The organism is Pseudomonas sp. Soil_N_39, from assembly GCF_057655955.1.
This window is the reverse complement of sequence record NZ_JBDGLI010000003.1, coordinates 370,885-384,494: the sequence shown is the minus strand read 5'-3', so window position 1 is coordinate 384,494 and position 13,610 is coordinate 370,885. Positions and strand designations below refer to the sequence as shown.

11 protein-coding genes, 1 tRNA gene and 1 riboswitch are annotated in these 13,610 nt (G+C 61.1%); of the genes, 1 reads left to right on the top strand and 11 read right to left on the bottom strand.

Annotated features, from left to right (window positions below; all coding sequences use genetic code 11):
- Positions 1-109: 109 nt before the first annotated feature.
- From AC3A5O_RS06525 to ltaE, 5 genes are all read right to left on the bottom strand, one after another.
- Positions 110-200: transfer RNA gene (locus AC3A5O_RS06525), tRNA-Ser, on the bottom strand.
- Positions 201-262: 62 nt separating this feature from the next.
- A complete protein-coding gene (gene csrA / locus AC3A5O_RS06520; protein ID WP_003178872.1) occupies positions 263-451 on the bottom strand; it encodes a carbon storage regulator CsrA in 189 nt (62 codons plus the stop codon).
- A 184-nt stretch (positions 452-635) separates the two neighbouring features.
- Positions 636-1,877, bottom strand: a complete 1,242-nt coding sequence (locus tag AC3A5O_RS06515) for an aspartate kinase (protein ID WP_122569280.1) — start codon at positions 1,875-1,877, stop codon at positions 636-638.
- Positions 1,878-1,967: 90 nt separating this feature from the next.
- The gene (gene alaS / locus AC3A5O_RS06510; protein ID WP_305468152.1) at positions 1,968-4,589 is read right to left on the bottom strand and encodes an alanine--tRNA ligase; all 2,622 of its coding nucleotides are present in this window, start codon (positions 4,587-4,589) and stop codon (positions 1,968-1,970) included.
- Between the two features lie 146 nt (positions 4,590-4,735).
- Positions 4,736-5,740 carry a low-specificity L-threonine aldolase gene (ltaE, locus tag AC3A5O_RS06505; protein WP_487752978.1) on the bottom strand — a complete coding sequence of 335 codons (1,005 nt, stop codon included), beginning with the start codon at positions 5,738-5,740 and terminating at the stop codon, positions 4,736-4,738.
- A gap of 267 nt (positions 5,741-6,007) precedes the next feature.
- Positions 6,008-6,175: riboswitch (FMN riboswitch) on the top strand.
- Positions 6,176-6,275: 100 nt separating this feature from the next.
- Here ltaE and AC3A5O_RS06500 point away from each other — a divergent pair.
- The gene (locus AC3A5O_RS06500; RefSeq protein WP_122569283.1) at positions 6,276-6,785 is read left to right on the top strand and encodes a 6,7-dimethyl-8-ribityllumazine synthase; all 510 of its coding nucleotides are present in this window, start codon (positions 6,276-6,278) and stop codon (positions 6,783-6,785) included.
- A 122-nt stretch (positions 6,786-6,907) separates the two neighbouring features.
- Here AC3A5O_RS06500 and astE read toward each other — a convergent pair whose 3' ends face one another.
- The 6 genes from astE to aruF form a co-directional block, all read right to left on the bottom strand.
- A complete protein-coding gene (gene astE, locus AC3A5O_RS06495) occupies positions 6,908-7,915 on the bottom strand; it encodes a succinylglutamate desuccinylase (protein WP_122569284.1) in 1,008 nt (335 codons plus the stop codon).
- A gap of 12 nt (positions 7,916-7,927) precedes the next feature.
- Entirely contained in the window at positions 7,928-8,215 is a 288-nt protein-coding gene (locus AC3A5O_RS06490) for a hypothetical protein (protein WP_003178862.1), read from the bottom strand.
- Between the two features lie 69 nt (positions 8,216-8,284).
- Complete coding sequence (gene astB / locus AC3A5O_RS06485) at positions 8,285-9,631, bottom strand: N-succinylarginine dihydrolase (RefSeq protein ID WP_122569285.1); 1,347 nt, start codon at positions 9,629-9,631, stop codon at positions 8,285-8,287.
- A gap of 226 nt (positions 9,632-9,857) precedes the next feature.
- Entirely contained in the window at positions 9,858-11,327 is a 1,470-nt protein-coding gene (gene astD / locus AC3A5O_RS06480) for a succinylglutamate-semialdehyde dehydrogenase (RefSeq protein ID WP_487752977.1), read from the bottom strand.
- Positions 11,324-12,349 (bottom strand): arginine N-succinyltransferase, encoded by a 1,026-nt coding sequence (gene astA / locus AC3A5O_RS06475; protein WP_122569287.1) that lies wholly within the window; start codon positions 12,347-12,349, stop codon positions 11,324-11,326. The genes astD and astA overlap by 4 nt, the downstream gene beginning before the upstream one ends.
- A 54-nt stretch (positions 12,350-12,403) precedes the next feature.
- Positions 12,404-13,423 carry an arginine/ornithine succinyltransferase subunit alpha gene (aruF, locus tag AC3A5O_RS06470; RefSeq protein ID WP_003178851.1) on the bottom strand — a complete coding sequence of 340 codons (1,020 nt, stop codon included), beginning with the start codon at positions 13,421-13,423 and terminating at the stop codon, positions 12,404-12,406.
- Positions 13,424-13,610 lie beyond the last annotated feature (187 nt).

The following is a 13,610-nucleotide window of genomic DNA, read 5'->3' as shown; positions in this document are numbered from 1 at the left end:
CATTTGTTGCCGCGCATTATAGGTCGTCAAATCCTTTTGTAAAGCGCTTTTTTTCAGTAATTTCAATCACTTACTGAACAAGCCAGGTTTTGACGCACTAAACGAATAATGGCGGAGAACGGGGGATTCGAACCCCCGACACCCTTTTGAGGTGTACTCCCTTAGCAGGGGAGCGCCTTCGGCCACTCGGCCAGCTCTCCGCAACACGGGGCGTATATTAACCACCTTCATCCCCGTTTGCAAACATAAAAATCGATAAAAATTAATGGCTTGGTTCGTCGTCCTTCTCTTTCTTGATACGCAGGTAAATTTCCTCCCGGTGTACAGCAACCTCTTTCGGGGCGTTGACGCCGATACGCACTTGGTTTCCTTTGACGCCGAGCACGGTCACGGTGATTTCGCCATCGCCAATAATCAGGCTTTCTGCACACCGACGGGTCAGAATCAGCATACCTTTCTCCTCACGCAATTCACTTAAGGGACAACAGTCTGCAAAAAAAAGGCATTGGACCTACAACCGAAACGGTCGAAGCCTACAGGCCTAGTATTGACCAGCGCGGGCAAAAGAACAGTTTTGGGACGCGCCATTCAGAAAAACAAAGGGCGCGGTCCAGCCGCGCCCTCAAGACAACGCTTTACTCGCCCGGTTGGACAGCAGCGTCGAGTTCGAAAGCCGTGTGCAGGGCGCGCACGGCCAGTTCCAGGTACTTCTCTTCGATGACCACGGAAACCTTGATTTCCGAGGTAGAGATCATCTGGATGTTGATACTTTCCTTGGCCAGGGATTCGAACATGCGGCTGGCTACACCTGCGTGGGAACGCATGCCGACACCGACGATCGAGACCTTGGCGATCTTGGTATCACCCACCACTTCCCGGGCACCGATCTCGCCAGCGGTCTTTTTCAGGATCGCTTCGGCAGACTGGTAGTCGTTGCGGTGCACGGTGAAGGTGAAGTCGGTGGTGTTATCGTGCGACACGTTCTGCACGATCATGTCGACTTCGATGTTCGCGGCACTGATCGGACCGAGAATCTTGAACGCCACGCCGGGGGTGTCTGGCACGCCACGGATGGTCAGCTTGGCTTCATCGCGGTTGAAAGCGATGCCGGAAATGATCGGCTGTTCCATGGATTCCTCTTCATCGATAGTAATGAGGGTGCCCGGACCCTCTTTGAAGCTGTGCAGAACGCGCAGCGGAACGTTGTACTTGCCGGCGAATTCAACCGCCCGGATCTGCAACACCTTCGAGCCGAGACTGGCCATTTCGAGCATTTCTTCGAACGTGATCTTGTCCAGGCGCTGAGCCACAGGCACGACCCGCGGGTCGGTGGTGTAGACACCGTCCACGTCGGTGTAGATCTGGCACTCGTCAGCCTTGAGAGCCGCTGCCAGCGCTACGCCCGTGGTGTCGGAACCACCACGGCCGAGGGTGGTGATGTTGCCCTGCTCGTCCACGCCCTGGAAACCGGCGACGACCACGACACGGCCAGCCTTCAGGTCGCCGCGAATCTTCTGGTCATCGATCTGCAGGATACGCGCTTTGTTGTGCGCGCTGTCCGTCAGAATACGCACCTGGTTGCCGGTGTAGGACACCGCTGGCACACCACGCTTGATCAGCGCCATGGCCAACAAGGCGATGGTCACCTGCTCGCCGGTGGAAACGATCACGTCCAGCTCACGGGGAACCGGTTGCTGGTCGCCGCTGATTTGCTTGGCCAGATCGATCAGACGGTTGGTCTCGCCGCTCATTGCCGACAACACAACCACCAGGTCATCGCCCGCTTCACGGAATTTCTTAACCTTGTCGGCGACTTGTTCGATTCTCTCGACAGTGCCGACCGAGGTGCCTCCAAATTTCTGTACGATCAAAGCCATTTCAAAGCCGCCTCTGCCCATGAAGGGCGCCCAATAATCACTCAAACAGCGGCTGGGCTCGTCACTAGACCACGAGCCCGCGACGCTGCCTTAAATACCCTGCTCTACGAATGCAACGGTCTGGGCCAGTGCCGCGTCCAGTGCGCCGACGTCGGTACCGCCGCCTTGCGCCATGTCCGGACGACCACCGCCCTTGCCGCCCACTGCCGCAGCGGCCTGCTTCATCAAATCACCGGCTTTGAGTTGGCCAGTCAGGTCTTTGGTCACGCCTGCGACGAGAACGACCTTTTCCTCATGGACACTGCCGAGCAGGATCACTGCGCGGCCGAGTTTGTTTTTCAATTGATCGACCAGCGCCAGCAGCGCCTTGCCATCCTGACCGTCCACACGCACGGCCAACACGTTCACGCCCTTTACATCCACGGCCTGGGCCGACAGATCGTCGCCCGCGGCGCTGGCAGCCTTGGCCTGCAACTGCTCGAGTTGCTTTTCCAGCAGTCGGTTGCGCTCCAGCACTGCCGACAGCTTGTCGATCAGGTTGTCGCGGCTGCCCCGGATCAGGGTTGCCGCTTCCTTGAGTTGTTCTTCGGCCGCGTTGAGGTACGCCAGGGCCGCAGCACCGGTGACCGCTTCGATCCGACGCACGCCGGAGGCCACGCCACCTTCACTGATGATTTTCATCAAACCGATATCGCCAGTCCGGTTGGCGTGGATGCCACCGCACAGCTCAACGGAGAAGTCGCCCATGCTCAGCACACGCACGCTGTCGCCGTATTTCTCGCCGAACAACGCCATCGCGCCTTTGCGCTTTGCAGTCTCGATGTCGGTTTCTTCGGTTTCCACCGGGGAGTTCTTGCGAATCTCGGCGTTGACGATGTCTTCCAGCGCCTTGAGTTGCTCAGGCTTGATGGCTTCGAAATGGCTGAAGTCAAAGCGCAGGCGCTGACTGTCCACCAACGAGCCCTTCTGCTGGACATGCTCGCCCAGCACCTGGCGCAACGCTGCGTGCAGCAAGTGCGTGGCGGAGTGGTTCAGCGACGTGGCATGGCGAACCTCGGCGTCGACATGGGCGGCCACCGGAGCGGCAATCATCAAGCTGCCCGACGCCAGCACCCCGTGGTGCAGGAACGCACCACCGGTCTTGGTGGTGTCACGCACGTCGAAACGCGAGCTGCCCGCCTGCAGGTAACCGCTGTCGCCGATCTGGCCGCCGGATTCGGCGTAGAACGGGGTCTTGTCCAGCACGATCACGCCTTCCTGGCCTTCGCTCAGGATGTCGACCGATTGCCCGTCCTTATAGATGGCGACAATCTTGGCCGAGCCGGTGGTGCCGGCATAACCGGTGAACTCGGTGGCCACGTCAACCTTGACCAGACTGTTGTAGTCCATGCCAAAGGAGCTGGCGGAACGCGCACGCACCCGCTGGGCTTCCATCTCGCGCTCGAACCCTTCCTCGTCGAGGGTCAAGTTGCGTTCGCGGGCGATGTCGCCGGTCAGGTCCATCGGGAAACCGTAGGTGTCGTACAGCTTGAACACCACGTCGCCCGGGACCACGTTGCCCTTGAGTTCGGCCAGGTCCTGCTCGAGGATCTTCAGGCCTTGCTCCAGGGTCTTGGCGAATTGCTCTTCTTCAGCCTTGAGCACGCGTTCGATGTGCGCCTGCTGGGACTTGAGCTCCGGGAAGGCGTCGCCCATCTCGGCCGCCAATGCCGCGACGATCTGATAGAAGAAGCTGCCCTTGGCGCCCAGTTTGTTACCGTGACGGCAGGCGCGACGGATGATCCGACGCAGCACATAGCCGCGACCTTCGTTGGAAGGCAGCACACCGTCGGCAATCAGGAAGCCGCAGGAACGGATGTGGTCGGCGACGACTTTCAGCGAAGCCTGGTTGTCGTTGGTGCAACCGATGGCCTTGGCCGACGCGCTCAGCAGGCTCTGGAACAGGTCGATTTCGTAGTTGGAATGAACGTGCTGCAGCACCGCACTGATCCGCTCCAGGCCCATGCCGGTGTCCACCGACGGCGCTGGCAGCGGATGCAACACGCCATCGGCGGTGCGGTTGAACTGCATGAACACGTTGTTCCAGATCTCGATGTAGCGGTCGCCGTCTTCTTCCGGCGAGCCGGGTGGGCCGCCCCAGATGTCGGCGCCGTGATCGTAGAAGATCTCGGTGCATGGGCCGCATGGGCCGGTGTCGCCCATGGTCCAGAAGTTGTCGGAGGCGTAAGGCGCACCTTTATTGTCACCAATACGCACCATGCGCTCTGCCGGGACGCCGACCTCTTTGGTCCAGATGTCATAGGCTTCGTCATCGGTGGCGTAGACCGTTACCCAAAGCTTTTCCTTGGGCAGGTTCAGCCACTTGTCGGACGTCAGGAAGGTCCAGGCGAAGGTGATGGCGTCGCGCTTGAAATAGTCGCCGAAGCTGAAGTTACCCAGCATTTCGAAGAAGGTGTGGTGACGAGCGGTATAACCGACGTTTTCCAGGTCGTTGTGCTTGCCGCCGGCGCGCACGCATTTCTGGCTGCTCACCGCACGGGTGTAGGCACGTTTTTCCTGACCCAGGAAGCAGTCCTTGAACTGGTTCATCCCCGCGTTGGTGAACAGCAGGGTCGGGTCATTGCCCGGAATCAAAGAGCTGGAGGCTACTCGGGTGTGGCCTTGCTCTTCGAAGAAGCGAAGGAAGGCTTCACGGATTTCTGCGCTTTTCATTAGGTTCTTCCACGGAGGCTGCGGCCAAAGGCCTGTGCAAAACGTCAACAGACGAAGCAACGGCAAAGGGCCGCATTATATCGGCCCTGCGCGTGGGGTACAGCGTGTTTATGCGATAGAAACTGTCAATTGGCCCGGTTGCCAGGTCATTGGCAGGAAAATTCGACGAAAGTGGCGATCACCTGGTCGATTTGCGCCGAGCTTACGTCCATGTGCGTCACCATTCGCAGGCGTGGCGCCGCGCTGAGCTTGATGCCCCGTTCATCGGCAAACGCCTTGATCGCCTCGGCCCGCTCGCCCATTTGGACGTAGACCATGTTGGTTTGCACCGGCTCGACCTCGTAGCCCGCCGCACGCAAGCCCTCGGCAAGCCGTTGGGCATTGGCGTGGTCGTCGGCCAGGCGCTGGACCTGATGCTCCAGGGCATACAGCCCCGCAGCCGCAAGAATGCCGGCCTGGCGCATTCCACCCCCGACCATCTTGCGCAGCCGACGGGCCTTGCCGATCAGCTCGACGCTGCCGCACAGGACCGAGCCCACCGGAGCGCCAAGGCCCTTGGACAGGCACACCGACACCGAGTCGAAATGTTGCGTGATTTGCCGGGCATCGACATTCAACTTGACCGCAGCGTTGTACAACCGCGCCCCGTCCAGGTGCAGGGCCAGGCCATGTTCCTGGGTGAAGCGCCGGGCCCGGGCCAGGTATTCCAGAGGCAGCACCTTGCCCTGCATGGTGTTTTCCAGGGCCAGCAGGCGAGTGCGGGCAAAGTGAAAGTCATCGGGCTTGATCGCCGCGGCGACGTGCGCCAGGTCCAGGGAACCGTCCGCCTGCACCTCGAGGGGCTGGGGCTGGATCGAACCGAGCACCGCCGCCCCGCCACCTTCATATTTGTAGGTGTGAGCCTGCTGGCCGACGACGTATTCGTCGCCGCGCTCGCAGTGGGCCATCAACCCCAACAGGTTGCTCATGGTGCCCGTGGGCACGAACAGCGCTGCGGCAAAGCCCAGGCGCGCGGCCAGTTCGGCTTCGAGGCGATTGACAGTCGGATCTTCGCCGTACACATCGTCGCCGGTCGGCGCGCTGGCCATGGCGTCGAGCATGCCGGCGGTAGGTTGGGTGACGGTGTCGCTGCGAAGATCGATAACGCTCATGAATCTGGCCTCGGGTTCTGGTGGGGGAATTCCCTTTCGAAGGGCAATTACTGCGGGCATGGCGCGGAATAATCAAGTCTGATCGACGGAAAGGGCAACACTCCCCTTGTGTGCCGTGGGAGCAAAGCTTGCTCGCGATGGCGTCGGGTCAGACAGTATTGATGTTGACTGACCCACCGCTTTCGCGAGCAAGCTTTGCTCCCACGGCTCGCTCCCACAGGGGGTTATGTGTTAAAAATCCTCCGCTGCCACAAACCATGGCGGCAAAAACGTTCTCAGGGCGGGGTGTAACTCCCCACCGGCGGTAATTGCACGCAACGTGCATAGCCCGCGAGCGCTTGGCGATACACAGCTTTGGCGGTGTAGCGACAAGGTCAGCAGACCCGGTGTGATCCCGGGGCCGACGGTCATAGTCCGGATGAAGAGAGAACGGGATTGGCACCCAAGGGCCGACTGCGACTGTCCGTGCGCGGCGTACCCTCGAATCCCCTTCGATTCATGACGCCCTGTTTTTCACACAAACAGGAACCAGAACATGCAACCCACTGCAATCGACAGCAAAAGCAAAAGTCACCCGGGCGAGCGCGTCGCGTTCATCCAGGCCTGCTGGCACAAGGAAATCGTCGACCAAAGCCGTAAAGGCTTCGTCGCCGAAATGATCAACCAGGGTTATCAGGAAAGCGACATCGACTTCTTCGAAGTTGGCGGCGCCTTCGAGATTCCGCTGCACGCCAAGCTGCTGGCCAAGTCAGGCCGCTACGCCGGCATCGTCGCCGCCGGCCTGGTGGTGGACGGCGGCATCTATCGTCACGAGTTCGTCGCCCAATCGGTGATCAGCGGCCTGATGCAGGTACAGCTGGAAACCGAAGTGCCGGTGTTCTCGGTCGTGCTCACGCCGCATCACTTTCATGCTGGGGAAGAACATCAGAAGTTTTTCTTCGAGCATTTCGTGCACAAGGGCCAGGAAGCGGCGAAGACCTGCGCCGATACCTTGCACAAGACCCGGGCGTTGCGGCGTAGTGAACAGCGGGCGGTAGCGGTCTAAAAGCTGCAAAAAAACCTGTGGGAGCGAGCTTGCTCGCGATGGCGGAGTGTCAGTCACCTTCAGCATTGACTGATCCACCGCTATCGCGAGCAAGCTCGCTCCCACATTGGTTTGTGGGGGCTTTAAATCAGGTTTTCGTCCGTCGCCGGCACGATCAAAATCCCGGCCCGCAAGCCATTCTTCACCCTGGGGTTCGGGAAGATGATCCGCGCGCCCTCCTCTTCGATCACCCAGCGGGTCTGGGCGATGTCCTCAGCCAGCACATAACCTTTTTCAAGCTCGGAGAAGTTCTCGATATCCGCCGGCAGGTTCAGGCGGAAGCTGTCGCTGTGCTTGATGACTTCCCGCGCCACGCTGAACAGTTGAAGGCCGTCGAGCCCTTCATCCAGCTCCGGCTCGTTGCCTTCGATGATCTGTTGCAGCCGGGTTTCCAGCAGGCTGACGTTGACCCCGTCGTTCTGTCCGAATGGCCGGGCCTTGCCCAGTTCCAGGGTGAAGGACTCGGCGCCGAGCTGATCGTAGGTGTAGGCACTGAAGACGATGGACGGTTTGTTCTGCAGCAACACCGCCTCCATGCCCGCGGCACGCAGGCGCGCCAGTTCACGGCGTGAATGCTGGCGACCTTCTTTCCATGGGTAGAGGGCGAACTGCTCGATCTTCGAGCCTCGAATCGCGGTGTGCAGGTCGTAGTGCAAGCGGCTGCGTTCCGGCCGACTGAAGAAACTGGCAGCCAGCCGCTCCAGTTCACAGGCTCGCAACGCTTCAGGACCGCCGCTCAGTTCATGGCGGCCATTGAACAGCCGGTTGACGTCCTGTTCGACGAAACGCTCACCGCGCCGGATGGCCTCGGGGTTGCCGAACAGGAACAGAATGCGTGCCCGCGGTTTCAGGTCGCCACGGGCAATGTCGTGCAACAGACGGTCGAGCAATTCGATCGGCGCGGTTTCGTTGCCGTGAATACCGGCCGACAGCAGCAGGTCCAGGCCGTTATCCCGGGCTTCGGGCGGCTTGACCTCCAGCGCGCCCTCGCTCAACCAGCGCATCCGTACGCCTTCGACAGTCAGTTGAGTCTTCTCCGCCGGTTCACGGCCGGCGAGGGTCAGTTCAAGCAGTTTGCCGAGGGCGAGCATAGCGCGGTTTCCTTAGTGGTCGTGGCCGCAATCCGGGCCATGGACATGGTCATCGTCGCCGACGTCCGCCGGTTCCATTTCCAGTTGCAGGCTGACCAGGTTGGTCGCCAATGGACGCAACAACAGGTTGGCGTATTCCTCATCCCCTTCTTCGACATCGACGCCGATCAGCAGCTGACCGCGGCCGTCCTGCTGGATCCACAACTCCTTGCCTTGCCACATCACCGCGACACGGGTGCAGGAGGTTTCCAGTTGGGTGCCGTCGGTGTCTTCAAGGATCAGTTGCAGGGTATCGCTCATGTCTTTACGTTCTCGTCTGGGGATAAGGCAACGCGCCCTGCTTTGACTGTAGTCAGGTCGCGCGCGCTTTCAATTGATCTGGAAAGGATAAACCGCGCCAAGTTTAAGGATTTGTGTCAGTTCATCCAGTGCCGCACGGCATTCGAGCAGCAACTGCGGGTCTGCCAGGTCATTTTCGGTCATGCGGTCGCGGTAGTGGCGCTCGACCCATTGGGTCAGCGAATCGTACAGCGGCGCGGTCATGATAACCCCTGGGTTGACGGCCGCCAGCTCGGTTTCATTGAGGGCCACGCGCAACCTCAGGCAAGCCGGGCCGCCACCGTTCTGCATGCTTTGCTTGAGGTCGAAGACCTTCACTTCGCGGATGACCCCGCCAGCGCCCGTCAGGCCTTGCAGGTAGTGCCAGACGCGTTCGTTGCTGCGGCATTCTTCCGGCACGATCAACAGCATCGAGCCGTCGGGACGCGACAGCAACTGGCTATTGAACAGGTAGGAACGTACCGCATCATCGACGGTGACCGCCGAACGCGGCACGCACACCGATTGAAACTTCCCACCGACCTTGGCGAGTTTGCTGCTCAGTTCGGCCAGCATCTTGTCGGTCTCGAGGAATGCATCCTCGTGATAGAACAACACTTCGCCATTGCCCACCGCGATCACGTCGTTGTGGAACACACCCTGGTCGATCACCGACGGGTTCTGTTGGGCGTACACCACGCCCTCCTCCCTCAGGCCATGCAGGCGGGCAACGGCCTGGGAGGCTTCCAGGGTCTGGCGCGCCGGGTATTTCTGCGGTGCGGGGTAACGGGTGTCGAAGGCACTGCGACCGAAGACGAAGAATTCGACGCCGGCCTCACCGTAGGCGCGGCAGAAACGGGTGTGGTTGGCCGCACCTTCGTCGCCGAACTGCGCCACCGCCGGCAACGCCGCGTGATGGGCGAAGTGCTGCTGGTTGGCGAACATCGCCCCCAGCACGCGACTGGTGGTCGGATGCTCGATGCTGCGGTGGTACTTGCAGTTCAGGTTGGCGGCGGTGAAATGCACGCGGCCATCAGCGGTATCGGCGCTCGGGCTGACCGTGGCGGCGTTGGCCACCCACATGCTGGAGGCCGAGCAACTGGCAACCAGCAGCGGCATCGCTTCTTTCGCGGCTTGTTGGATGACCTGGGCATCGCTGCCGGCAAAGCCCAAGCGGCGCAGGGCCGCCACGTCCGGGCGCTCCTGCGGCGCCAGCACGCCTTGCTGGAAACCCATGTCCATCAGCGCTTTCATTTTCGCCAGGCCCTGCAGCGCCGCTTCCTTGGGGTTGGAGGACTGCTGACTGTTGCTCTGGGACGCGACGTTGCCGTACGAGAGCCCGCCGTAGTTATGGGTCGGCCCCACTAGACCGTCAAAGTTGACTTCATAGGATTTCATCAGCGAGGCTCCACGAGAATCTGTTTTTTTATAGGCATCAAGTAACGGTTGATCGAACACCGCAGCGCGGCTATCGCGGGCAAGCCTTGCTCCCACAGGTTTTCATAACGCCTGTGGGGACAAGACTTGCTCCCACAGGTTTTGCATAAGTCCTGTGGGAACAAGACTTGCTCCCACAGGTTTTGCATAAGTCCTGTGGGAGCAAGGCTTGCCCGCGATGGCGGTCTCAAGACATGCGCACGCCGGGGGTCAGGGCAGCCGGCATGACAAGGCTTGGTGTCTCCAGGGAAGCCACCGGATACGCGCAATAATCGGCCGCGTAATAAGCACTGGCGCGGTGGTTGCCCGAGGCACCGACACCGCCGAACGGTGCGCTGCTGGCGGCGCCGGTCAGCTGTTTGTTCCAATTGACGATACCGGCGCGGCTCTGCAGCCAGAACTGCTGGTAACGCTCCTGGGAATCGGACAGCAACCCGGCGGCCAGGCCATATTGCGTGTTGTTGGCCTCGGTGATTGCCGCTGCGAAATCTTTGTAGCGGATCACTTGCAGCAACGGCCCGAACAGCTCTTCATCAGGACGCTCGGCCACGGCCGTCACGTCCAGGATACCCGGCGTCAGCAATGCCGCCTGGGGCTGCGGCTGGGTCATGGTCAACAGCGGCACGGCGCCTTTGCCCAGCAAATGGTTTTGCGCATCCATCAGCGCCTTCGCCGCGCCCAGGGAAATCACCGAGCCCATGAATGGCGCCGGTTGCTGATCAAAGGCACCGACATCAAGAGTCGAGCTGACCGCCACCAGGCGCGCCAGCAAGGCATCGCCCCAGGCGCCTTCCGGCACCAGCAGGCGGCGCGCACAGGTGCAGCGCTGCCCGGCGGAAATGAAGGCGGACTGGATAATGGTGTAGACCGCCGCATCGACGTCCGCCACCTCATCCACCACCAGTGGGTTGTTACCGCCCATTTCCAGCGCGAGGATCTTGTCCGGGCGCCCAGAAAATTGTTGGTGCAACAGATTGCCGGTGCGGCTGGAGCCGGTGAAGAACAGCCCGTCGATACCCGGGTTAGCCGCCAGGGCGATACCGGTTTCCCGGGCACCTTGCAGCAGGTTCAGCACACCCGCCGGTAGGCCGGCTTCGACCCAGCACTTGACCGTCAGCTCGGCGACTTTCGGCGTCAGCTCGCTCGGCTTGAACAACACGCTGTTGCCGGCCAGCAGCGCAGGCACGATGTGGCCGTTGGGCAAGTGGCCGGGGAAGTTGTAGGGGCCGAACACCGCCACCACACCGTGGGGCTTGTGGCGCAGCACGGCGGTGGCGTCGCCCAGGGGGCCGCTCTTCTCGCCGGTCCGCTCGCGGTAGCTCTGCACCGAAATGGCGACTTTGTTGACCATGCTGGTGACTTCGGTCGCCGCTTCCCACAACGGCTTGCCGGTTTCTTCACCAATGCACTGGGCCAGTTCGTCCGCGTGGCTTTTCAGGGACGCGGCAAAGGCTTCCAGCACCTGGATGCGCTCATCCAGCGAGCGCCGTGCCCAGTCCGGGAACGCCTGGCGCGCGGCCTGCACCGCCGACTCCACTTGCGCCGCCGTGGCGCCGTTGCCCGACCACAACACCTGCTGGGTCACCGGGTTCAACGATTCAAAGAGGTCGCCCTGGCCTTCCAGCCAGCTACCGGCGATGTACAACGAGTTCATCATTTCGACTCCCGGGCAGCGGACAACGCGACGGCACGCACCTGATCGCCGGCGTTGAGTTGAAGACGTTTGGCGGTCAACGGATCGACCACCAGTGTGCCTGCGGCGAAGCGCGCCGGTGCAGCGGTGATGCGGCAGTCTTCGCGCTTGCGGTTATGGATGAGGAACGGCGTGGCGTCATCGCCCGGCGTGCCGATGGCCAGCACCAGCGCCTGGCTGTCGCGAATCGCGCGGATCTTGCCGGTTTCGCATTCCACCGCTGGGCCAGCGTCGAAGATGTCGACGTAACCCTGGTAGCTGAAACCTTCGCTCTTGAGCATCGACAATGCCGGTTCCGTATCCGGATGAACCTGGCCAATCACGGCCCGGGCATCTTCGGACAAGAAACAGGTGTACAGCGGAAACTTGGGCATCAGCTCGGCGATGAACGCCTTGTTGCCCACGCCGGTGAGGTAATCGGCCTGGCTGAATTCCATCTTGAAGAAATGCCGGCCCAGGCTTTCCCAAAACGGCGAACGCCCGCTGTCGTCGGACATGCCGCGCATCTCGGCGATGATTTTATTGCCGAACAGGTTCGGGAATTCGGCGATGAACAGCAGACGCGCCTTGGCCAACATCCGGCCATTGAGGCCACTGCGGAAGTCGGCATGGAGGAACAACGAGCACAGTTCGGAATTGCCGGTCAGGTCGTTGGCCAGGAACAGCGTCGGGATTTCCCGATAGATGTTCAATTCCTGGGAAGCGCTGACCGTCAGGCCGACCCGGAAGTTGTACCAGGGCTCACGCAACCCCACGGCACCGGCGATGGCGGAAATGCCCACCACGCGACCGTCATCGTCTTCGAGCACGAACAGGTAGTCCGCGTCACCGCGCCCGGCTTCGCCGCGAAAGGTCTTCTCGGCCCAGCCGACCCGATGGGCCAGGCGCTCTTCGTTGGCCGGCAAGGTGGTCAGGCCGGTGCCGGTGCTGCGGGCCAGAGCGATCAGAGCGGGTAAATCGCTGCTGCGTACGGGACGAACGATCATGCTATCTCCTCAAACGGGTCGCTTGCGCCACCCGCGAAACTCAGCGGTAAGGCGTTAAACAGCTACCAGACGCACGCTGGCGCCTTCGCCAACGCCCAAGGCTTCGGCCGCTTCCATGTCCAGGGTCACAGGCTTGCCCGGCGCGTAGTCGAGTTCGAGCAGCACGGCGCGGTAATCCTGCAATTGGGCATTGGCCACCAGGTATTGGCGACCGGCGCCCTTGACCGGTTCGCCGATCTTGACCGGCACCACGCGGCTCTGGGCGATCGAGCGAATCCCCGAGACGCGGGCATGCAGGGTCGGGCCACCGTCGAAGATGTCGATGTAGTGATCGGTCTCGAAACCCTCGCGCATCAGGATGTCGAAGGTGATCTGCGCCCGCGGGTGGACCTGGCCCATGGCTTCCTGGGCGGCGTCCGGCAACAACGGCACGTAGATCGGGTAATGGGGCATCAGCTCGGCGAGGAAGGTACGGCTTTTCAGCCCGCACAAGCGCTCGGCGGCGGCGTAGTTGAGGTCGAAGAAGTTGCGACCGATGGCGTCCCAGAACGGCGAGTCGCCATTCTCATCGCTGTAGCCGACGATCTCGGTCACCACCGAATCGGCGAACCGCTCCGGATGGCTGGCGACGAACAACAGCCGCCCGCGCGAGTTGAGTTCCGACCATGGCGAGCCCACCAGCTCCGGCACCACGTAGAAACTGGTCAACAAGCTGTTACCGGTCAGGTCGTGGCATTGGGAAAGCACGTGGATCTTGTTGTGGATCTTCAGCTCACGGGAAGCGTGAACGAAGGTCTCGTTGCGAAAGCTGTAGAACGGTTCGGAATAACCGGCCGACGCGACGATGGCCGAGCAGCCGGCCAGTTTGCCGGTCGCGGTGTCTTCAAGGACGAAAAAATAGCTTTCCTCGCCGTTGAAGCTGACTTCGGCGGCAAACGAGGCTTCGCTTGCGGCGATCTTGTCGCTCAGGCGTTCCACGTCATCCGGCAAGGAAGTGACACCGATCGGACTGTCCGCAGCCAGACGCTGTACCTCGCCCAGATCAGCCATTTGCGCGGGGCGCATCACCAGCATGGTGTCACTCCTTAACTTGAAATAAACGGTTCGACCGAAGGGTCGATACACAGAAAAATAACTAAACGACACGCTGACCCGCATTGCATCTGCGGCGGTCTTCAATTTTTCAGCCGCTGCAAGACTCCTGTGGGAGCGAGCTTGCTCGCGATAGCGGTGTGTCAGTCAACATCAATGCTGACTGATC

Bases quoted from the DNA above. Each gene is read 5' to 3' on its own strand.
- alaS (WP_305468152.1), bottom strand. From the start codon at position 4,589: ATGAAAAGCGCAGAAATCCGTGAAGCCTTCCTTCGCTTCTTCGAAGAG.
- astD (WP_487752977.1), bottom strand. From the start codon at position 11,327: ATGATGAACTCGTTGTACATCGCCGGTAGCTGGCTGGAAGGCCAGGGC.
- ltaE (WP_487752978.1), bottom strand. From the start codon at position 5,740: ATGAGCGTTATCGATCTTCGCAGCGACACCGTCACCCAACCTACCGCC.
- astA (WP_122569287.1), bottom strand. From the start codon at position 12,349: ATGATCGTTCGTCCCGTACGCAGCAGCGATTTACCCGCTCTGATCGCT.
- AC3A5O_RS06490 (WP_003178862.1), bottom strand. From the start codon at position 8,215: ATGAGCGATACCCTGCAACTGATCCTTGAAGACACCGACGGCACCCAA.
- csrA (WP_003178872.1), bottom strand. From the start codon at position 451: ATGCTGATTCTGACCCGTCGGTGTGCAGAAAGCCTGATTATTGGCGAT.
- AC3A5O_RS06515 (WP_122569280.1), bottom strand. From the start codon at position 1,877: ATGGCTTTGATCGTACAGAAATTTGGAGGCACCTCGGTCGGCACTGTC.
- AC3A5O_RS06500 (WP_122569283.1), top strand. From the start codon at position 6,276: ATGCAACCCACTGCAATCGACAGCAAAAGCAAAAGTCACCCGGGCGAG.
- astE (WP_122569284.1), bottom strand. From the start codon at position 7,915: ATGCTCGCCCTCGGCAAACTGCTTGAACTGACCCTCGCCGGCCGTGAA.
- aruF (WP_003178851.1), bottom strand. From the start codon at position 13,423: ATGCTGGTGATGCGCCCCGCGCAAATGGCTGATCTGGGCGAGGTACAG.
- astB (WP_122569285.1), bottom strand. From the start codon at position 9,631: ATGAAATCCTATGAAGTCAACTTTGACGGTCTAGTGGGGCCGACCCAT.